Source organism: Gillisia sp. CAL575, assembly GCF_000403785.1.
Classification (GTDB): Bacteria; Bacteroidota; Bacteroidia; order Flavobacteriales; family Flavobacteriaceae; genus Gillisia.
Genome location: NZ_APHJ01000019.1, coordinates 217,718 through 237,681 on the forward strand (window position 1 = coordinate 217,718; position 19,964 = coordinate 237,681).

Consider the following 19,964-nt stretch of genomic DNA (forward strand, 5'->3'; position numbering starts at 1 on the left):
AATGAATCAGCAATTATTTCTGATTCAATAGATCCATTAGATCTACATCGTTTCCTAGTAAGATTTCATTTGCATTTATTCTTCCATTCATAGAGTCGTTTTCTAATTTTAGCACTCCTCTTGGACAAACAGCAGAACAAATTCCGCAGCCAACACAGCTTGATCTTACTATGTTTTCTCCTTTTTGTGCATAGGCTCTTACATCTATTCCCATTTCACAGTAGGTAGAACAGTTCCCACAAGAAATGCATTGCCCCCCGTTAGTTGTAATTCTAAATCTTGAAAACAGTCTTTGTTGAAAACCTAAGATAGCGGCCATAGGACAGCCAAATCTACACCATACTCTATTTCCAAAAATAGGATAGAAACCGGTTCCAATAACACCGCTAAAAATAGCCCCTATCAAAACTCCATAAGTGGATCTTAAAGCTTCAGCTTCAAAAAGAAAAACTTTTCCATCTCCACTTAAAAAGTGAAAACCAATAAGTGATAGAATAATTGCTAAATAGCCAATTGCCCCAAATTTCGCGTCTTTTTGAAATTCATTTCTTTTAAAAATCATTACTAATGCGAAAACAGCAGTTAATAACACTGCAACTCCAATTAGGAAAGAGGTTCTGTTCAACCAGTATTTTCCATCTTCACCTAAATAAGAATAGATTACCGCAGTAGTCATAAGAGTTACAAAAACCACAACACTATGTACCACCCAACGCTCGATTTTCCAAGCAGATTGAGTTTTATCACTTAATTGTCTAAACGAATCTCCAGCAGTTTCGGCGAGTCCACCACAACCACAAACCCAGGAGCAATACCAACGTTTACCGTATTTATAAGTAAGAATTGGGGTGATCACAAAAATGGAAACGACTCCAAATATTAGCATTGCTATCCCTATATCTCCAGCGTTTATCATAGAATCTACTCGATATTGTTCGAAGTTATAATAGTTAAGAGGCCAGATATTTTTAAGATCATAATATGGCAACGAGAAATTCTCACTATTAAGTCGCTGCATAAATTCTGGAATTAGAAAAGCGAAACTCAGTTGAAAGAACATCACCGAAAAGGTTCGCAAACGCTCATATTTATTATGACGGTATTTCCAAATAAATTTTACTCCGAAGGTCAGGATTGCTATAGTATAAAGTGTTCCGTAGACAAACCATTGACTAGCGGGGTTGCCGCTTAATAGGTTACTTAAAGGATCGAAAAGCGAAATAACCCCAGTATTCTCTCCTTCGGCATTTAATCCTAACAGCTCTGGATAAAAATAGAGAACAATATAAAAACCGGTTAATATTAAGCCGGTGATCCAGCCTAATACTCCTCTGTTAGTAATAGATTTAAACCAAATATGGTCGTTTTTTATTCCCTCGGTTTTATTTGCATATGTAGCCTGTGCAAACCAGATTACTCCAATTCCTATTGCAGCAAGAGAGGTGTACAACCAAATTGCTTTGTTAGGAAAGTTCATGTTGAAAGCCGCTAGAGCTAAAATAAATAAGCCAGAAACCCCTAAGAATGTGGCTAATTTTTGAGGAATATTTAAAGAGCTTGATGCATCACCGGTCAAGGATAGATTGTTTTCCATAATTTGGATAAGTTTTTTAAGTATTAATTGGCAACGGGTTGTTGTTGGATAAAGCTTTTATAAATTTCAGTTTCGAATGTTTTATAAAACTCAGGATCAAAATTGGCCTGTTTTAAATTTTCTATCACAAAATCTACAGATTTTTCTTCCGTAAGCCATTTGTCAAATGTTTCGTGTCGCATTCTAATTCCGAAGGTATTTATACCTACAAATTTTCTGCTTCCTTCTTGATAATTTATGGTGATGCATTTTCGGCCATCCTGATGCTTCCAATGAAAATGAGCTTCCCCATCGCGTGGTTCAGGAAAAACCCAACCATAAGTTTGATATTCTACATCAAAGAACTTAGCACTGTTAAACCAATGTCCGGGTTTGTATTCCATTGGGTTTCCGCAAATGGTTTGAGCCACTACTTCTCCCATCATTCTGCCGGTGTACCAAACTGCTTCTATAGGTCTTCTTTCTCCTATGGCTTCATGTTGCTCAGCACAATCTCCAATAGCAAAGATGTTTTTAAAATTTGTTTGAAGTGATCTATTAACTTTTACGCCTCTACCTAATTCAATTCCAGACTCCTTCAGAAAATTGATGTTCGGAGAAACTCCAGCAGTAAGTCCTACAAGATCACATTCTATCTCTTCTCCAGTTTCTTCTATGATTATGCTTTTTACTCGACCATTTTCGTCGGAAACTATTTCTTTTAAATTTGAATTTAACCTAAGATCTATATGATGCTCTAAAATATGATTGTTGATGATATCTGATTCCCCGGGAGGAAGCACCACATTCCAAAAACTGGATTCCCTAACTAAAAAGGTAACGGGTATATTCCTTGTGCTAAGCATTTCTGCCATTTCAGAACCTATAAGTCCACCTCCCACAATTACTGCCCTTTTACATTTTTTGGTGTTTTCTTCTAAAAGTTCGAGATCCTGTTTGGTAACCATTCCTTGAACACCCTCAAGATCCTGGCCTTTCCAGCCAAATTTGTTGTAATTGGAACCCGTGGCAATAATTAAAGTATCATACTCCATTGTTTCTCCTGAAGAAAAAGTAAGCTGATTAATCTCTGGTTGCACCTGAGATACGAATGCGTTTTTAAGTTCTATTCTGTTCTTCTCCCAAAACCAATCTTCATAAGGTTTTAAGTGATTCCATTTCATATGCCCCATATAAACATACATAAGAGCAGTGCGGGAAAAGAAATGGTCGCTTTCTGAAGAAATTACTGTGATCCTTTTGTCAGATTCTTTTCTTATGTGTCTGGCGGCGGTAATTCCAGAAATTCCATTACCTATAATGACAACATGCTCCATATAATTCCTTATTTTTAGAAGATTGGTAACAATCGGGTTAGTAATTTTTGTAAAATTCGACTTACAACTAATTCGATTGGTCGAAGCTTTACACGAAACCTTTTATAAATTTTAAAAATGAAACAATTTTCTTTACTAATAATTCTAATTTCCACTTTTTCATTTGCTCAGGAAACTTCAAAATTCTTCGATGCTTCAGATATATTTTTTAAGCAATATGTAAGTAATGGCAAGGTAAAGTACGCAGAAATAAAGCAGAATCCCAACGATTTGTTTGAATTGTTAAGCTTTGCGAAACGGGTAAAAGTATCTACTGAAGACCCAGATGTTTATAAAGCTTTTTGGATAAATGCCTATAATATTGGAGTGATAAATGGTATTGTAAAACAATTCCCTGTTAAATCCCCAATGGATATTGAAGGCTTCTTTAATGCCAAAACACATAGTTTAGGGCAAAAATCAGTGACTCTAGATGATATTGAAAAGAAATTTTTATTAGGAAATTACCCTGAAGAAGCTAGATTTCATTTCGTGCTAGTTTGTGCTGCAAAAGGATGTCCTCCAATAATTGCTGAAGCTTATAGACCAGAAACTTTGGAAAAACAATTACAGCAACAAACTGTAAAGGCAATGAATGCTTCAGATTTTGTAAAGATTCAAAAAGATAAAGTATTATTTTCTGAACTTATGAAATGGTATCAAAAAGATTTTACTTCAGAAAACAGTAACCTTATAGATTTCGCAAATAGATTCAGAAAAACTCCGATTCCAGCCAATCTAAAAATCGATTTTTATACATATAATTGGGAATTAAATAGTTTTTAAAATCGTCTAATATTCATGCAAAAAACACTTTTTAATTCTAGATTTACTTTTTTGATTATTTTAATATCAGTTTTAACCTCCTGTCGGGGTCAAAATTCTGAAGTTAAATTGAATGGTGTTAGTCTCGTTGCTTCTAGAGAACCGGTTTCAGAATCTCACATAAAACCTATTTTAGAGGTAAATGCAAATGCAGTGGCTGTTATGCCATTTGCTTTTTTAGAAAATTTATCAAGCCCAGATTTAAAATTCAATACCGAAAGACAATGGGAGGGAGAGCGAGTAGATGGTGCTCGTAAAACTACTCAGTTATTACATTCTAAAGGACTAAAAGTGATGATGAAACCTCAAATTTGGATTAGGAGAGGAGAATTTACCGGTAACATTAATATGATTTCTGAAGAGGATTGGAAAAAATTTGAAACATCTTACGAAGAATTTATTATGCTCTATGCTAAAATGGCTGCTGAAGAAAATGTGGAGATTTTATGTTTAGGCACGGAGTTATTTGCATTTGCTAACGAGAGAACCGTGTTCTGGGAGCAGCTTATAGTTAAAATTCGGGATATTTATAAAGGCAAACTTACCTATGCCGAAAACTGGGATAAAGTAGAAAGGGTTGCTTTTTGGAACAAATTAGATTTCATTGGGGTAGATGCTTATTTTCCACTTAGTGAAGGGAAATCTCCAACTATAGTAGAGTTAAGAAAGTCTTGGAAACCTCATAAAATTCAATTACAAAACCTTTCTTCTAAAGTCGATAAAAAAGTACTTTTCACAGAATATGGATATAGAAATACAGATTATGCTACTCGTGAACCATGGGATTCTTCCAGAGAGGAAACTTCGGTGAATAATGAATTGCAATCTAATGCTTTGATGGCTTTATATCAGGAGTTTTGGAGAGAAGAGTGGTTCTCTGGTGGATTTCTTTGGAAATGGTTCCACAATCATGAGAAAGCTGGAGGACTGGATGACAATCAATTTACTCCCCAAAATAAACCCGCACTAAATGTTGTAAAAGGATTTTATGGAGAAATGATCACGGATTAATTTTACGCTTATAATATTGGTGTAATTCTTCTGGAGAAGCTCCCATTATTCTTTTTAAGTAAATATTTGCAAAACAAAATTGTAACTTCCAAATCCCAATTTCTTCGTATTTTCTTGCTGAAGTAGTTATAGACTCTGGAATTACTTTAAAAGCATTTTTCATGTAAAGTCTTCCAATAAATTCATTGTCTTCATACACCACAAAAGTCTCGTTAAATCCTTTAATATCTATAAATAAATTTCTAGTAATAAATAGGGATTGATCGCCACCTCTGCAGGCTTTATGATTAAATTTAGTGAGCCACCCCATTAAATTTAGCCACCAGTGATCCATATCGAAGCGCATTTGAAAGCAACCAGCTACATTACCAGATTCTATTTCATCTACAATTAATTTATCAAAATTAAGAGGTGGGTAACTGTCGGCATGCAAAAAATAAAGCACCTCAAATTTTGCGTTTTTAGCCCCAGTATTCATTTGTTTTGCTCGTCCTTTTTCTGAAGAAAAAAAAGAAACTCCAGGATAGTTTTTAAGTATCTCCGGAGTTTTATCTGTGCTTCCCCCATCTACAACAATTATTTCATTGTTAGAAAAGGTAGAATTATTTTTAAGATGATCGAGCAGCCCTAAAATTCCGGTTTCTTCGTTAAAAACAGGGATAATAATGCTGATCATTTTATTTTTGTTCGTTAAGATTCCAGTTATAATCTTTGTAAGTTACTGAAGTCCCTTTATCTATTTTAACATCAGAATAGTTGTTTATGTAATCTATAACAGTCATCTCGCCATCAGTAAAATCTTTTTTATACCAATCGAAGATAGAGGATAATTTCGCAGAATTTTTTGAGATCTCATTTTTATCGGAATTAATAAACTCCTTAGTGACTCTATCCAATTGCTCATTAATTTTAGCTGCCGTGTATGCTTCATTAAGTAATTTTGGACAAGAAATAGATGCGCAATTAATTGCAAAATGTATTCTAGGTTCGTTCATTTTTCTTAAAATGCTATTCTCAATACCACCAAGAGAAATTTCAACATCACCAATAGTTACAATATCTTTTGTCCAATTTCCATCGATATCCTTAATGCTTTTTGTTGGATAATTATTCAGAATAAGATCTACGGTGTATGCATTATAAATATTGATATAATAAGCCAATTGTTCTTGTACAGACCAGTCTTTGGTCGGTTTCATTTTCGCAAGTTTAGAGAGGTATGCATTTAATTGCTCCCTATCTTTCATGAAACCTTTGTAATCTACCATTCCATCTTTAGAAACATGCTTTTTAAGCAAGCTATTCCATTCACTGTGGTCTACATTTACTTCAGAATTTGCAGTGGTAGAAGGTAAATCATCTGAAACTTCATTTGTTGGCAAGCCTTTACTAGACAAGCCTGCTGAAGAAATTAAGTTACAACTGTTTAAAAATAATGCAGTTATTACTGCTACATATAAGGATGATTTTTTCATGGTATTTGTTTAAATAATAATTATAATATTCTTGGTCCTGCTGAACTCGTTTCAGCATCTAATTAGGACAAATTTAAACCAGTCATAGTTCTAACAACAACCACCACCATCATAGTGAAAGGTAGATTCGCTAAAGTAGATATCATCTCTTCCCAAACTTTGTAATGCTGCTGCAGTTTTATCGCAAATTGCCAAAGGCTGATTTTTAAGAAGGATATGCCCTAATTTATCATCAAAAAACGGTTCATCTCCGTAGTAAATGGCCGCTTTTCCAGTAAAGATACATGGCCCGTCTTCTGGCATTGGATCTTTAATAGCTGCTACTTCTATAGATTCTATATAGATCAACTCTTCTGTTGGGTAGTTTTTAGGATCAAGAATTCTGTAAGGTTTTCTAGCTCTAATTTCGATGGTTCCAAAACCAGCATCAGTAAGTGCTTTTACATATTCTGCAATTGGCAAACTTCCGCTTAAACACAAAGCTCTCAATCTAGAGTCGTTTCTTAATTCATCATTCATTGGCTGCTCGCAAGTAGGATCGCTCATTACCAATTTCCCATGAGGTTTCAAAACTCTGTACATTTCTTCAATAGCTTTTTTAAGATCTTCAGCCTTAAAAATATTGAATAAACAGTTTTGCGCTGCAACTTCTACCGTGTTATCTTCTACAGGTAAATTAAGAGCATCTCCCTTTTTTAAGGTTACAAAATCGCTTTTAAACCAAGGATTAGCAGCTTCTGCTTCTACAAAATTCTTACGAGAAGCTTCCAACATTTCGTCTACCATGTCTATCCCGATTACACCACCTTTTTCACGGTTGAAGTATGCGAATTGAAGTAATTCCATTCCGCCTCCAACACCTACATAAAGCATTTTTGGGTTATTAGAAAGATCTCTTGCGTGAACAGTACTCCCGCAACCATAGTTCATTTCCTGCATAATTTTGGGAATTTTCAAACCAGGAAGCTCCCAAATAGGATTTGTAGTACAGCATAAACCAACATCTGGAGTTAAGGCTGCTTCTTTATAAACATCGTATGTAGTATCTAAATAACTCATTTTTCTCTGTATTAATGTGATCTTATGTGCTAAGTGGTAATTAATCTCTTATAATTACATACCTAGAGGCTTTTAATTAATTCTTTAAATAATAAGATCATATCTGGCTCTGCTTTTTCAGCCATCGCGATGATCTCACTTATATCTACGGGTTTTAGGTCGTCTGGGTTTCCTTCATCTGTAATTACTGAAATTGCTGAAACCGGAATATTTAAATGATTCGCTACAATTACTTCTGGGACTGTACTCATTCCTACGGCATCTGCTCCTATGATTTTTAAGTAGCGATATTCTGCTCTGGTTTCTAGTTGAGGTCCAAGAACTGAAGCATACACCCCTTTATGAAGTTTTATAGAATAATCTTTTGCAATTTTTTCTATAGTTGCATTCATTTTAGCATCGTAAGGCGCGCTCATATCTACAAAGCGCTCACCCAGTTTTTCAACACCTTTAAAAGCTAAAGGAGAGCCTCCTTGAAGATTAATATGATCATCTATCAACATTAATTCCCCTTTTTTGAAGTCTAGATTTATAGATCCCGAAGCATTAGAAACCAATAATTTTTTAACTCCTAAAAGTTGCATTACCCTTACTGGAAAAGTCACATCTTGTAATGTGTAGCCCTCATATAGATGAAAGCGACCTTGCATTATAATTACTTTTTTTCCTTCTAAATTTCCATAGATCAATTTTCCTTTATGAAATTCTACGGTAGCAGTAGGAAAATGAGGGATATGGTTATAGCTAACTTCAGCTAATATTTCTATCTCATTTGGGAGCTTCCCTAATCCGGTTCCTAAAATCACTCCAATCTCGGGAGCATCAAAACCTTTATTTATTAAATAGTCTGTTGTTTCTTGTATTTGATTTATCATATTTTTTATCAAAAAAATTGCTGAAAAGCTATATGTTCTTTTATGTCGCTAAAATAATCTACATCATTTTTTACTTCTAAAAGAACTGTGCTCTCATTGTTTAGATCCTGTAAAGTATCTTTTAATACGGTATTGGTTCCCCATTCCTTATTAGCAAATATAGCAGGTTTCAATTTACGCATTCCTAATAAATAATAACCACCATCCTCTGCAGGACCTATAGCAAAATCAGTTGAGTCTAGTTTTTTGAAGGCTTCCATTAATTCTTCAGCAGTGATATCGTACATATCACTCCCAATAATTATAATATTAGAAAAACCATTTTTAAAGCCGGTTGCAAATGCATGTTCCATTCTCTCTCCAAGACCTGCTCCTACTTGTTGCTTCTTCTTATAAATGGATGGATCCCAAATATCGTTCTCATGAATCTTTTCTGAATAATAAACTTCTTTTGTGATAGGCAAATTTTCTGTAATCGAAACCGTATGATCTAATAAGAATTTGTAGATATCTAAAGCAGTTTGATCTCCCACATCTTTTGCAAGTCTGGTTTTTACCTTACCTAATTCAGGATTTCGCGTAAAAATGAGAAGTAAATTTTTTGGATTCAAATTCATTAGAATTTTAAAGAATTATAGTTTGTAAACCTTTTCACCTTTGCTCAAATATTTTGACCAATGCTTAGAAAAGGCATGGATCTTTTGAGTTTCGTTTAGGGAAGAATCGTAAACTTGGTAGCCTTTGTTCACCCATTCAAAGATTCCGCCATAAAGATTTTTGATGTTGGTGTACCCAGCCTCCTTTAGTTTTTCTGAAATAGTTTCAGATCTAATTCCTAAGGAGCAATAAACCACAATGGGAGCATTTTTATCTTCAATTTTAGAAGTAACTCTTTCAGCTAAAAAATCATTATAACCCACAAAAATTGAATTTTTAAGATGACTTACTTCAAATTCTTCAACTTCCCTTGCATCTAATATGTAAACATTTTCATTTGTACTTTGCATTTTTAATTCTTCAACAGAAATATAGGGAATGCTATGAGAATTGTATTTAGACAATAATTTGTCTAAAGATTCCTGAGCATTAACTATTCCAAATTGAAGAATAAAAAAAAGTAAAAATCCTTGTTTTAGGTTCATGTTATTTGAATTAAATCTTATTCTGTAACCGTTCCTTGACAGCTACTTCCTGCACCGGCAGTACAACCATAGCAATGTTGAGAAATAATTATATTTCTATCGTTTAAAAGATCTTCATTATAGTCTCTAATATGTTGAACTTTGCTGTCCACCTTTAAACCTAACATCTGATTGAAATCGCAATCGTACAACCAACCATCCCAACTAATAGAAATTGTATTGGTGCACATTACATTCTCTACGGCAACTGGATTATAAGCCTCTACCAAAGCATACATATAATCTTCATAATTTTCTGAAGCAATTAAATATTCCAAAAATCTACTGATAGGAAGATTGGTAATTGCAAAAAGACTGTTGAAGTCTATATTAAAATCTTCTTTTAAAGCGACCTTAAAATCCTGTTCTAATGCTTGTTGATTGGTAGGCAAAAAAGCACCAGATGGATTATAGACTAGGTCTAATTTTAAACCTGTTCCTTCTTGTGCATAACCAACAGCGTTAAGCATTTGCAATGCTTTAATGGATTTATCGAAAACACCCTCTCCACGTTGCTTATCTGTCTTATCTCTTTTATAAAAAGGAAGCGATGATGCAACATGCACTTTATGCTTTTTGAAAAATTCTGGCAGATCGTGATATTTCTTGTTTGCAAGAATAATGGTAAGATTAGATCTTACAATAAAATCTTTGATACCAGCCTTGGATGCTTCTTCTACAAACCACCGAAAGTTCGGATTCATCTCTGGAGCCCCGCCTGTAAGATCTAATGTGTGAGCACCAGTATTTCTAATTACCTCAAGACATTGTTCCATTGTTTCCATGGTCATGATTTCTTTACGATCTGGACCTGCATCTACATGGCAGTGTGAACAAACTTGGTTGCACATATAACCCAAGTTAAGCTGAAGAATTTCCAGCTTCTTAGGTTTCAAAGGGAAGTGATTTGTTTCGGCGATTTTATCTTTAAACAAAGGCAATTCTCCTTTTTTGAAGATTCCATTGCTCAAAAATTTTAATTGATTGGCAGGGTTTGACAGATCGTTTTCTCTTGCTGCCAAAGATTTTAATAAAGCCATATATTTTAATTCAGTAATTTAATTTGTCAACAGATAGGGTAATCCAAAAATTCATTTTTCTCTATGTAATTAAGGTGAAAATCTTATCACATGCTTAGTTTATCATATTTATTCATCATTTGAACTCCATGAACCAATGTCGCCCCGCTTTTAATGGCAGCTCCAACATGCACAGCTTCCATCATTTCTTTCTTATCTATACCACGTTGCAAACCATCTTTGGTGTAAGCATCAATACAATATGGACACTGTACCACATGGGAAACGGCAAGAGCGATTAAAGATTTTTCACGAGCAGAAAGTGCTCCTTCTTCAAAAACTTTTCCATAATAATCAAAAAATTTAGTGCCCAACTCTTCATTCCATTCGGTAATATTTCCAAATTTTCTTAAGTCAGCAGGATCATAATAGGTCTTAGACATAGTAGTGTTTTATTACATGGTTCTTTAATCGTAATGACTACGATATACTTACGTGTTTTAAACAAATAAGGTTTCAAAATAATCTTATAAAAGAACTAAATCCTCAGTGAAATCAAGAATTATTCTTTATTCTCCAAAATTTCATTGGGATTTCGAGTGTTCTGGATTAAGTGCCTTAAATATATAATCTATTCTTTAAACCGCTTGTTTAAATGTTGTGGAACAAGATATTTAAAAAATTAATGGAAAGAAAAATTATGAAATAAGATTGTGAAGTAATTATGACCTAATAACAGTTAATTGGAATTTATAAGAAAATTCAATGGTTTTTACGAATTAAAAATATCGTGACAAAAACAACAAGTAAAACTTCAAATGCTAATAAGATAAATACTGTAGTCATAACATAGTTATTGGTGAGTTCTAAAGCAATAATAAATAAAGGGTAAAGTTGGGGGTTTTGAGAATGAGGAATGGACGTTTTTAGAAATATACTTAACGCTTATCGTACAAAATTTTAACTTTTTTTAACATTATTATGTTTCAGACTAATAATCTTGCCAATAACGTTATTCGCATTAATCTTGCGTTTATTTGTTAATTGCAGTGTATTATCTTAATCGATGACTTATTTTTGATTGCTTTTAAAGTTACAATACGTTTACCTTAAGGTTAAAGTTTATTTAAAATAGAAATTTATCCTTATAATTAGAACATTTTTTTATGAAAATTGCAGTTAAGACCTTACCGGTTAATGAGATTATTAAGGATATTTCAGATTTTTTAAATGTCCCGTTAGATAATGATGGAGGGGAACAGGTTTTAAATATTCCCAAAGAACTAGGGGAAGGAACCGTACATGCTTCAAGTTTTGATTCTGGTATTGGGGTGATATCGTATAACTGTAAATTTTATGAGGATGTAGAAATTCATTTTACATTAAATAGTATACATCCCTTAAAGTTCATTTTCTGTTCAGAAGGTTCTGTGTCACATTCTTTTCAAGATGCTGAAGAAGTAAATAATATTAATGCTTATCAAAACATTATTGTTTCCAGCAGTGGTTATATTGGACACGTGCTATACTTTAAAGCGAATGTGCAAACCCATGTATCTAGTTTAGAAATTATACGAGCTACATTTTCTCATAGATCCAATTATAATTTCCAAGACCTAGACGATACTTTAAAAACTCTCTTTAAGGATGAGGTTTCTAAAAATCAATTTTTTTATCAAGGGAACTATAGTATAAAAGCTGCAGATCTTATGGATCAGATGAATAGCAAAGAACATACAGGTTTTCTAAGATCTCTGTTTCTTGAAGGGAAATCTTTTCAGATGTTAGTTGTGCAAATTGCGCAATATCAAGATGATGAAGCTGAAGATAAATTACCAAAAATCTTACGTAAATCAGATATTCATAAAGTAGACTATGTTGCAAAAAGAATAGCTGGAGATCTTAGTAGTAATCTAACAGTAGAGAATCTAGCAAAAGAAGCTGGAACAAATGTAAATAAGCTGCAAGAGGGTTTTAAATATGTGTATGATCTTACTGTAAATAAATACATTCAGAATATTAAGTTGGAAGCGGCTAAGGATATGCTAATGAATTCTGAAAAAAATATATCGGAAATTGTTCTTGCCATTGGTTTGAATAACAGGAGCTATTTTTCTAAAATATTCAAGGAAAAATATGGAGTGAATCCTAAATACTTTTTGAAATCTTTGAAGAGTGATGTTTGAGAATGAATGTTCTATTTAAAAGATATATATTTAGAGGATAAAATATAACTTAAAACTTATACACTAGCCTCGCATGAGCCCTACAAAAGGTTCTATTACTTCTAATTATTTCAGACTTTCTCGGCCAATCCTGGCAGGTATATTTTCGTGCGTCTTCCTTTTCCTTCTTGGATCATATTTGCTCTATCAGAGATATCAAATTATTCGCGAATCTGTAGAACGGGATATGATTAATGTAATGAACCGTGTAGAGCAGAATATCAATAGTTCCTTGAAGGATAGTTATTCTGTTGCCTTAAGCATGGGTTTATTAATAAATGATAATGGAGAGATTATTGGTTTTGAAGAAACTGCTCCGTCATTATTACAACAATTTCCAGTTATTGATGCTATACAGATGGTTCCTGGAGGGGTAATACAAAAAGTATTCCCTTACGAGGAAAATAAAACAGTTATAGGTTATGATATTTTAACAGATTCTAAAACTATAGACGAGGCGCTAAAAGCTATAGAAACAAGAAAAATGTATTTTGCAGGCCCAATGCCCCTTAAGCAGGGAGGAACAGCCGTAGTTGGAAGGCTGCCTGTATTTAAGAATAATAAATTTTGGGGATTTTCTGCGGTGATTATAAAGCTTGAAAGTTTACTGGAACAGGCTCAATTAAAGGAACTAAGTGGAGATAAGTATATTTTTCAGTTCTCTAAGGAAAATGCGGTCACTAAGAAAGAAGAATTTTTTCTTAAGAATGATTTGGACATAGAATATAATATCTCGGAATCTATTATTTTTCCAGACGGAGATTGGGAAATTTATATAGGTTTAAAAGATCCTAAATCCTCTTTTTATGAATTTATTCCTTTAGCCTTTTTTATTTTGTTTATTGCAAGTTGGTTAGGTTGGATGGTTTTCATACTATTTAAACAACCAGCTCGACTTCAAAAATTAGTTAATTCTCAAGCCGGAGAATTGGCGAATAGTGAATTAAAATTTCGAACAATTTTTAATCAAGCAGCTATTGGGATGGTACGTGTAGAAACTGCCACTGGAAGATTTTTAGAAACCAATAGAAGATTTAGAGAGCTAAGTGGCTACAGTGATGAGGAGTTGAATAGTATGGATTTTAGGGATGTTTCGCATCCTTCTGATGTTGATAATAATACCTCCTTAATGAGGCAACTTTTAGATGGGGAGATTCATGAATATAGTCTAGAGAAAAGATTAATCCAGAAGGGTGGGAATGTAGTATGGATTACACTTTCTGTGTCCCCGCTTTGGAAAAGGGGTTTTTCGGGTAATACACATATCGCAACTATAGAAGATATTACCAAAAGAGTTGCTGCCCAAGAAGAACTAACTCATAAAGAAAAAAGATACAGGGCATTAGTTGAAAATGGTGCTGAAGTTGTAACGATATTTTCAAAGGAAGGCTGGACTTTGTATTCCTCTCCTTCGGTTGAGAAGCTTTCGGGATATTCAGAAACTGAAATTAAATCGGTTAATCTACAATCTTTAGTGTATCCAGATGATTTAAAAATATTTCAACAGCAGATGCAGGCTGCTATTCAAAATCCCAAAAGACCAATTCCGGGTGAACCAATAAGATTGATGAATAAAGCAGGAGAATGGAGGTGGGCAGAATCTACAATCACCAATTTATTAGATGATCCAAATATAGATGGGATTGTAGGGAATTTTAGAGACATAAGTGATAAGAAAGAGGCTGAAATCAATTTGAATAGATCTTATCAAACCGTTATGGAACAAAACAGAAGGCTTTTGAATTTCTCTTATATTGTTTCCCATAATTTAAGGTCTCATTCCAGTAATATTCAGGCAATTTTGAGTTTGTATAATACTACTATTCTTGAAGATGAAAAAAACAACTATATCGGTCTGCTTTCAAAAGTTGGGGGTGCTTTAAATCACACTTTAAATGACTTAAACGAAGTGGTATCAATAAGTACCAATTTGGACCTGACAATAGAGCCACTACAAATCAATGATTTTTTAGATAAAACAATAGATCTTTTAGAATTACAAATTAATGAAAAAGGGGCTATAATAAAGAGGGATGTGCCAAATGAAATGATGGTTAAATTTAATCCCGCTTATTTAGAAAGTGTGCTTTTAAATTTTCTTACTAATGCAATTAGATACCGGGAGCAGAAAAGAAAATTGGTAATTTCAATTGTTGGTTATAAAGATACTGAAAACTGGGTTTTAGAAATCAAAGATAATGGAGTTGGTATAGATTTGGAGCGGCATGGTGATAAGATTTTTGGGTTGTACAAAACCTTTACCCAAAGACCAAATTCTCGAGGAGTTGGTTTGTTTATTACCCGCAATCAAATAGAAGCAATGGGAGGCAGCGTAGGAGTGGAAAGTAAAGTGGGAGCAGGTACGGTTTTTAAAATACATTTTAAATGAGAGAAAGCATTTGTGTAATAGATGATGACCAGATTTATCAACTTATTATAAAAAAGGTGGTTGAGCGTACCGAGGAATTTGAATCTGTCTGTTTTTATAGTGATGGATTGGATGCTTTTGAAGATTTTAAGTCGCCAAAATACCAACTTCCAGAAATTATTCTGCTAGATATAAATATGCCCCAAATGGATGGTTGGCAGTTTTTAGATTGTCTTATTAGCTCCAAACCTGATTTTGATAAAGAAACAGCGATATATATTGTTTCCTCCTCCATTGCTTATTCTGATATAACTAAAGCTGAATCTTACACACAAGTCTCTGGGTTTTTAAGTAAGCCTTTAAGTGTAGATAAATTGAAGGAAATTGCGAGTAAACATCGAAAATAGACTTTTGGGCTCTGTTCTCAAAACCACTTTATTTTTTATTGCGTTATGTAATCGCTTTTTTTTAAAAGCAAAACAGCCAACATAGGAACTGTATTGGAAATGTTTTTTTTATTTTTCATCTTCTCATCAAATCGTTCTAGAAGGATAGCTACCTGTCCAAATGCAGTCGCATAACTTTAATTTGAATATCCAATCCTTAGCCGCTTTGGCAAAATTATTTTTAAATGATGGGATTTGTGTTATAGTGTCTTTGTTCTAAGTTTCTCAGAATAAATAATATAGAAGTAGTACATAGTGTATAAATTAAAAAAACCCCAAGACAAAAGTCAAGGGGTTTTTAAGGTGGTGCCTCCAGGAATCGAACCAGGGACACAAGGATTTTCAGTCCTTTGCTCTACCAACTGAGCTAAGGCACCAGTTGCTTTAAAACTTGTAATAAGCCTTTCAAGCGGGTGCAAATATAATTTCATTTTTATTAACCCACAAAGGAAATTTTAAAAAAATGCTTTTGTAACTTCGCTTTTTCAATTTTAATCTATGAATTTAGTGATAGATATAGGGAATACGCTGGTGAAAATGGCTGTATTTCAGGAAGATGAGTTGATCGTAAAGAAAACCTCGCTCAAACAAAATTTTTTTAAAAATCTTGCAGAATTAGATCAAAAATATCCAGATATCAAGGATGTTTTGGTCTCTTCAGTATCAAAAACACCTTCCAAGTGGTTACAAAAACTCCAAGAAGATTATAAAATGTATGTTTTGGATAAGGAGCTTCCGCAGGTGTTCTCAAATTTATATGCAACTCCTAAAACTTTGGGGAACGATAGAATTGCATTGGTATCTGCTGCCAGTAAGTTATATCCTTCTCAAAACGTTTTAGTCATAGATGCTGGAACATGTGTGACATTTGATGTTATAAATAGCGAAAACGAGTATCTAGGTGGTGCTATTTCTCCTGGATTGCAAATGCGATATAAAGCAATGAATACGTTTACAGAGAATTTGCCGTTATTAGAGCCAGAGCAAGTTGTAAATCTTATTGGAAATACAACAATTAACAGCATGCATTCTGGTGCGATTATTGGAATTACCGCAGAAATTGATGGGGTGATTTCAATGTATAGCTCTCAATTTAAAGATTTAACAATAATTTTGACAGGTGGAGACTCACAATTTTTGTGTAAACGATTAAAAAATAGCATCTTTGCGAACTCAAATTTCCTCCTTGAAGGGTTGAATTACATTTTAGAATTTAATAAATCTCAATGATTAAACGATTTATAATAATCGTGGCCTTATTAACTACGGTTGCATCGGCTGCACAAGAAGGAACATCATCCCCTTATTCATTTTACGGAATTGGCCTTACGAAGTTCAAAGGTACTGTAGAGAATCAGTCTATGGGGGGAATTCGTATGTTCTCAGATAGTATCCATTTAAACTTGAGAAACCCAGGTTCCTATGGGAGACTTAAATTAACCACTTTTACAGTTGGTGGAAGTCACCAGAGCACCGCTTTAAAAACAGATGATGAGAGTGAATCTAGTAGGACTACTTCATTAGACTATTTAGCAATAGGTCTTCCTACTGGTAGGTTGAATTTTGGAGTTGGTTTAGTTCCATTCACTTCTGTAGGTTATAGAATTTTGGAAACTAATGAAGAAACTTCAAATAGGTTTACTGGTCGTGGAGGAATGAATAAGGTATTTCTAACAGCAGGTTATGCTGTAAATGATAATTTAAGTCTTGGAGTAGATGTAAATTATAATTTCGGGAATATTCAAAATAATTTTACAACTTTTCAGAGTGGTATTGAGTTGGGTTCTCGACAGATTAATAGAACAGATCTTCGTGGTTTCAATTTAAATTTCGGTTTGGACTACCAAAGGAAATTAAACAACAATCTTAAGCTTTATACAGTTGCTACGTATGCTCCACAAATGGATATTACCGCCGAAAAGATGAGTAATGTTGCTACAATTTCTTTTGGAAGTGATGGCAGTGAGTTTGTTATGGACGAAAATGATCAAACTTTTCCTAAAGGCGACCTATCTTTACCATCGGAACTGACACTTGGTGCGGGACTTGGTACCAACAACAAATGGTTCTTGGGAGCAGAGTATAGTAGAATATCGGCAAGTGATTATAATTTTAATTCTGGAAACTCTTTTGCTGAAGTGCAATATGATAATGCCTCTCAATATAGACTAGGTGGATTTTATATTCCAGAATATAATTCTTTAACAAGTTATTTTAGCAGAGTGGTTTATCGTGCAGGTTTGCGTTTTGAAGAAACGGGTCTAAACCTTAGTGATGAGGGGATAAATGAGTTTGGCATATCTTTTGGAGTAGGATTACCAGCAGGACGAAACTTTACAAATGCAAACGTAGGAATTGAGTATGGACAGCGCGGTACAACAAATTCCGGTTTAATACAGGAGAACTTTTTTAAACTTTCAATAAGTTTGTCATTAAACGATAAATGGTTCGTACAACGCAAATTTGATTAACCACTATAAAAACAAGAAAAATGAAAACTAAAATTATATTACTATTATCTGGAGTGCTTTTAAGCTCTGGTTTGGTTAACGCTCAATCTAATGTAGACTGTGCTACAAAAGCAGCACTTGCATACGATGATGCAAAAGCACAAAGATACGAGCAGGCATATGCTCCTTTAATGGAAGTGAAAGAAAAATGTCCTACCTATAGTCTGGCAACATTTCAATATTTAGACCGTGTCCTAAAGGATAAAATGGCTAAAGCTGAAGGTACAGATAAAACTGCCTTGGTTCAAGAGACTATAGATCTTATGAACGATCGTTTAAAGTATTTCCCTGCTAAAACTAGTGCAGGCGAAGTGCAAGGTGATGTTGCAATGCTTAAGTATGATAATGGAATAGGAACTAAGAAAGAGCAGTTTGAAGCTTTTGATGCAGCTTTTAAAGCAGACAAAGAAAGTTTTACAAGCGCTAGAGCATTATACGCTTATTTCTCTTTGTTAGTAGATCTTCAGGATGAAGGAACAAAAACACTAGAAGATGTTTTTGAAAACTACGATGAAGTAATTTCTAAAGTAGAAGAAGAAGAAAATAAAATGGCAGAATTTCTTGCACCGCTTTTAGTTAAGTTGGATGCAGGTGAAGAATTATCTGCAAAGGAAAAGGTTCTTGTTAGTAATTCTGAAATTAACCTTAAAGCCTATAGTACTGTAAAAAGTAGTATTAACGGGAAATTGGGTCAAAGAGCAGATTGTGATAACTTAATTCCTTTATACAATAAGGATTTTGCTGAAAGAAAAACAGACGTTGCTTGGTTAAAGATCGCTTCTGGAAGATTGTCTGCTAAAGATTGTACTGAAGATCCTATCTTCTTTAAATTATCTGAAGCATTGCATACAGCTGAACCTTCTGCAAAATCTGCCCTTTATTTAGGACAATTGGCAGAAGCTAAAGGAGATGCTTCTCAAGCTTTAAAATACTATAATGAGTCTGCAGAATTGGAAACAAATCCTTCAGATAAGTCTAGAGTATATATGAAGTTGGCAGATGGATATAAGAGAAAGGGTAGTTTTGGTCAAGCAAAAACATATTACAATAAAGCACTTTCTGCTAAACCATCTGCAGGTAGAGCATATTTACAAATTGCAGATATGATTGCAAAAAGCGCAAATAACTGTGGAGCTACAACTTTTGACAAGAGAGCTGTATATTGGTTAGCTGCAGATTATGCTTCTAGAGCAGGTCGTGTAGATCCATCTTTAAGTAGTGTTGCAAATCAAACGGTAGCTGCTTATAAAGGTAGAGCACCACAAAAAGCTGATATTTTTCAGGCTGGAAAAGAAGGTCAAAGTGTGAGAATTGGATGTTGGATTGGAGAAACAGTAAGAGTACCTTCATTGTAAATCAATGATCACATATAATAAAATAATTTCAGGCATTGTCACGGCTATCACCGTGACAATGCTTTTTTCATGTGAAGGTAATTTAAACCGAGTTAGAGCTCTGGATTTGCCAGATGAGAATCCGCAAGCTATAGGTGTGGGGCTAAATTTAAAATATACAGATTCTGGACGCGTTGTGGCTACTCTAAAAAGTCCGAAAATGCTGGATTTTACAAATATGGAATTTCCATATAGAGAGTTTCCGGATGGAGTACAAGTAGAATTTTTTGACGAAAACAAGAAGAAGAGTATTGTTACTGCTAAATATGGGATTATATATGACGAAACTGGACTTATAGATCTTCAGGATAATGTGGTTCTGGTTACCAGTGATAGTACTAGATTAAGGGCAGACCAACTGTTTTGGGATCAAAAAGCAGGATGGATATTTACAGATAAACCGAATACAATTCTGTTTGCAAATGGTGCTCGGAATGATGGTGAAGGTTTTGATTCCGATTTAAATTTTACTAATTTTCGTTCCCGTACTAACGTGGGAATTCAAATAATAGAAGAAAAAAAAGAATGATGAAGTTTTTTAAATATTTTGAATATGCATACTTATTCATGGCAGCATTTTTTCTTTTCGAAGCTTTCAGGATATGGAATGAGGAGCGCAATCGCGCA

Annotated in this window: 19 protein-coding genes and 1 tRNA gene; 9 read left to right on the forward strand and 11 right to left on the reverse strand. The window is 33.9% G+C overall.

The window, feature by feature from the left end; translation table 11 throughout:
• Window positions 1-13 precede the first annotated feature (13 nt).
• Entirely contained in the window at window positions 14-1,594 is a 1,581-nt protein-coding gene (locus I130_RS02340; protein WP_034918705.1) for a 4Fe-4S binding protein, read from the reverse strand.
• Between the two features lie 23 nt (window positions 1,595-1,617).
• A complete protein-coding gene (locus I130_RS02345) occupies window positions 1,618-2,910 on the reverse strand; it encodes an NAD(P)/FAD-dependent oxidoreductase (RefSeq protein WP_034918708.1) in 1,293 nt (430 codons plus the stop codon).
• 117 nt (window positions 2,911-3,027) lie between these two features.
• On the opposite strand from I130_RS02345, the gene I130_RS02350 reads away from it, so the two are divergent.
• A complete protein-coding gene (locus I130_RS02350) occupies window positions 3,028-3,735 on the forward strand; it encodes a DUF547 domain-containing protein (RefSeq protein ID WP_034918713.1) in 708 nt (235 codons plus the stop codon).
• Between the two features lie 15 nt (window positions 3,736-3,750).
• Window positions 3,751-4,785, forward strand: coding sequence for a glycoside hydrolase family 113 (locus I130_RS02355; protein ID WP_034918717.1), 1,035 nt, complete (start codon window positions 3,751-3,753; stop codon window positions 4,783-4,785).
• Here the strand turns inward: I130_RS02355 and I130_RS02360 are convergent.
• From I130_RS02360 to I130_RS02395, 8 genes are all read right to left on the reverse strand, one after another.
• Entirely contained in the window at window positions 4,775-5,461 is a 687-nt protein-coding gene (locus I130_RS02360; RefSeq protein ID WP_034918719.1) for a TIGR04283 family arsenosugar biosynthesis glycosyltransferase, read from the reverse strand. The genes I130_RS02355 and I130_RS02360 overlap by 11 nt on opposite strands.
• 1 nt (window position 5,462) lies before the next feature.
• Window positions 5,463-6,260, reverse strand: coding sequence for a DUF547 domain-containing protein (locus I130_RS02365; RefSeq protein WP_034918723.1), 798 nt, complete (start codon window positions 6,258-6,260; stop codon window positions 5,463-5,465).
• 90 nt (window positions 6,261-6,350) lie between these two features.
• Window positions 6,351-7,319 (reverse strand): arsenosugar biosynthesis arsenite methyltransferase ArsM, encoded by a 969-nt coding sequence (arsM, locus tag I130_RS02370; protein ID WP_034918727.1) that lies wholly within the window; start codon window positions 7,317-7,319, stop codon window positions 6,351-6,353.
• Window positions 7,320-7,381: 62 nt separating this feature from the next.
• Window positions 7,382-8,194, reverse strand: coding sequence for a purine-nucleoside phosphorylase (locus tag I130_RS02375; RefSeq protein ID WP_034918731.1), 813 nt, complete (start codon window positions 8,192-8,194; stop codon window positions 7,382-7,384).
• An 8-nt stretch (window positions 8,195-8,202) separates the two neighbouring features.
• Window positions 8,203-8,811, reverse strand: a complete 609-nt coding sequence (locus I130_RS02380) for a TIGR04282 family arsenosugar biosynthesis glycosyltransferase (RefSeq protein ID WP_034918735.1) — start codon at window positions 8,809-8,811, stop codon at window positions 8,203-8,205.
• 15 nt (window positions 8,812-8,826) lie between these two features.
• Window positions 8,827-9,336 carry a rhodanese-like domain-containing protein gene (locus I130_RS02385; protein ID WP_034918738.1) on the reverse strand — a complete coding sequence of 170 codons (510 nt, stop codon included), beginning with the start codon at window positions 9,334-9,336 and terminating at the stop codon, window positions 8,827-8,829.
• A gap of 17 nt (window positions 9,337-9,353) precedes the next feature.
• Complete coding sequence (gene arsS / locus I130_RS02390) at window positions 9,354-10,415, reverse strand: arsenosugar biosynthesis radical SAM (seleno)protein ArsS (protein ID WP_034918741.1); 1,062 nt, start codon at window positions 10,413-10,415, stop codon at window positions 9,354-9,356.
• Between the two features lie 86 nt (window positions 10,416-10,501).
• Window positions 10,502-10,837 carry an arsenosugar biosynthesis-associated peroxidase-like protein gene (locus tag I130_RS02395; protein WP_034918746.1) on the reverse strand — a complete coding sequence of 112 codons (336 nt, stop codon included), beginning with the start codon at window positions 10,835-10,837 and terminating at the stop codon, window positions 10,502-10,504.
• Window positions 10,838-11,560: 723 nt separating this feature from the next.
• Between I130_RS02395 and I130_RS02400 the strand changes: the two genes are divergently transcribed.
• The 3 genes from I130_RS02400 to I130_RS02410 all read left to right on the forward strand — a co-directional run bounded on the left by I130_RS02400 (window position 11,561) and on the right by I130_RS02410 (window position 15,394).
• Window positions 11,561-12,580 carry a helix-turn-helix domain-containing protein gene (locus I130_RS02400; protein WP_034918751.1) on the forward strand — a complete coding sequence of 340 codons (1,020 nt, stop codon included), beginning with the start codon at window positions 11,561-11,563 and terminating at the stop codon, window positions 12,578-12,580.
• 73 nt (window positions 12,581-12,653) lie between these two features.
• A complete protein-coding gene (locus tag I130_RS02405; RefSeq protein WP_034918754.1) occupies window positions 12,654-15,008 on the forward strand; it encodes a PAS domain S-box protein in 2,355 nt (784 codons plus the stop codon).
• Complete coding sequence (locus tag I130_RS02410; protein WP_034918757.1) at window positions 15,005-15,394, forward strand: response regulator; 390 nt, start codon at window positions 15,005-15,007, stop codon at window positions 15,392-15,394. The genes I130_RS02405 and I130_RS02410 overlap by 4 nt, the downstream gene beginning before the upstream one ends.
• 343 nt (window positions 15,395-15,737) lie before the next feature.
• Here I130_RS02410 and I130_RS02415 read toward each other — a convergent pair.
• Window positions 15,738-15,810, reverse strand: a tRNA-Phe gene (locus tag I130_RS02415).
• Between the two features lie 121 nt (window positions 15,811-15,931).
• Here I130_RS02415 and I130_RS02420 point away from each other — a divergent pair.
• Genes I130_RS02420 through lptC form a run of 4 tightly spaced genes read left to right on the forward strand, consistent with a single transcriptional unit; the run spans window position 15,932 to window position 19,866 of the window.
• A complete protein-coding gene (locus I130_RS02420; RefSeq protein ID WP_034918760.1) occupies window positions 15,932-16,663 on the forward strand; it encodes a type III pantothenate kinase in 732 nt (243 codons plus the stop codon).
• The gene (locus I130_RS02425; RefSeq protein ID WP_034918764.1) at window positions 16,660-17,904 is read left to right on the forward strand and encodes a membrane protein; all 1,245 of its coding nucleotides are present in this window, start codon (window positions 16,660-16,662) and stop codon (window positions 17,902-17,904) included. Before I130_RS02420 ends, I130_RS02425 begins: the two co-directional genes overlap by 4 nt.
• Window positions 17,905-17,924: 20 nt before the next feature.
• On the forward strand, window positions 17,925-19,298 hold the full coding sequence (locus tag I130_RS02430) for a hypothetical protein (protein WP_034918767.1): 1,374 nt from the start codon (window positions 17,925-17,927) through the stop codon (window positions 19,296-19,298).
• 4 nt (window positions 19,299-19,302) lie between these two features.
• Window positions 19,303-19,866: an LPS export ABC transporter periplasmic protein LptC gene (gene lptC, locus I130_RS02435; protein ID WP_034918771.1), complete on the forward strand. Its 564-nt coding sequence runs from the start codon at window positions 19,303-19,305 to the stop codon at window positions 19,864-19,866.
• Window positions 19,867-19,964: the final 98 nt, after the last annotated feature.

Excerpts from the sequence above, each read along its gene's own strand:
- I130_RS02425 (WP_034918764.1), top strand. The coding sequence starts at position 16,660 with ATGATTAAACGATTTATAATAATCGTGGCCTTATTAACTACGGTTGCA.
- I130_RS02420 (WP_034918760.1), top strand. The coding sequence starts at position 15,932 with ATGAATTTAGTGATAGATATAGGGAATACGCTGGTGAAAATGGCTGTA.
- lptC (WP_034918771.1), top strand. The coding sequence starts at position 19,303 with ATGATCACATATAATAAAATAATTTCAGGCATTGTCACGGCTATCACC.
- I130_RS02395 (WP_034918746.1), bottom strand. The coding sequence starts at position 10,837 with ATGTCTAAGACCTATTATGATCCTGCTGACTTAAGAAAATTTGGAAAT.
- I130_RS02430 (WP_034918767.1), top strand. The coding sequence starts at position 17,925 with ATGAAAACTAAAATTATATTACTATTATCTGGAGTGCTTTTAAGCTCT.
- arsM (WP_034918727.1), bottom strand. The coding sequence starts at position 7,319 with ATGAGTTATTTAGATACTACATACGATGTTTATAAAGAAGCAGCCTTA.
- arsS (WP_034918741.1), bottom strand. The coding sequence starts at position 10,415 with ATGGCTTTATTAAAATCTTTGGCAGCAAGAGAAAACGATCTGTCAAAC.
- I130_RS02410 (WP_034918757.1), top strand. The coding sequence starts at position 15,005 with ATGAGAGAAAGCATTTGTGTAATAGATGATGACCAGATTTATCAACTT.
- I130_RS02345 (WP_034918708.1), bottom strand. The coding sequence starts at position 2,910 with ATGGAGCATGTTGTCATTATAGGTAATGGAATTTCTGGAATTACCGCC.
- I130_RS02360 (WP_034918719.1), bottom strand. The coding sequence starts at position 5,461 with ATGATCAGCATTATTATCCCTGTTTTTAACGAAGAAACCGGAATTTTA.
- I130_RS02350 (WP_034918713.1), top strand. The coding sequence starts at position 3,028 with ATGAAACAATTTTCTTTACTAATAATTCTAATTTCCACTTTTTCATTT.
- I130_RS02380 (WP_034918735.1), bottom strand. The coding sequence starts at position 8,811 with ATGAATTTGAATCCAAAAAATTTACTTCTCATTTTTACGCGAAATCCT.
- I130_RS02405 (WP_034918754.1), top strand. The coding sequence starts at position 12,654 with ATGAGCCCTACAAAAGGTTCTATTACTTCTAATTATTTCAGACTTTCT.
- I130_RS02355 (WP_034918717.1), top strand. The coding sequence starts at position 3,751 with ATGCAAAAAACACTTTTTAATTCTAGATTTACTTTTTTGATTATTTTA.
- I130_RS02375 (WP_034918731.1), bottom strand. The coding sequence starts at position 8,194 with ATGATAAATCAAATACAAGAAACAACAGACTATTTAATAAATAAAGGT.
- I130_RS02385 (WP_034918738.1), bottom strand. The coding sequence starts at position 9,336 with ATGAACCTAAAACAAGGATTTTTACTTTTTTTTATTCTTCAATTTGGA.
- I130_RS02400 (WP_034918751.1), top strand. The coding sequence starts at position 11,561 with ATGAAAATTGCAGTTAAGACCTTACCGGTTAATGAGATTATTAAGGAT.
- I130_RS02340 (WP_034918705.1), bottom strand. The coding sequence starts at position 1,594 with ATGGAAAACAATCTATCCTTGACCGGTGATGCATCAAGCTCTTTAAAT.
- I130_RS02365 (WP_034918723.1), bottom strand. The coding sequence starts at position 6,260 with ATGAAAAAATCATCCTTATATGTAGCAGTAATAACTGCATTATTTTTA.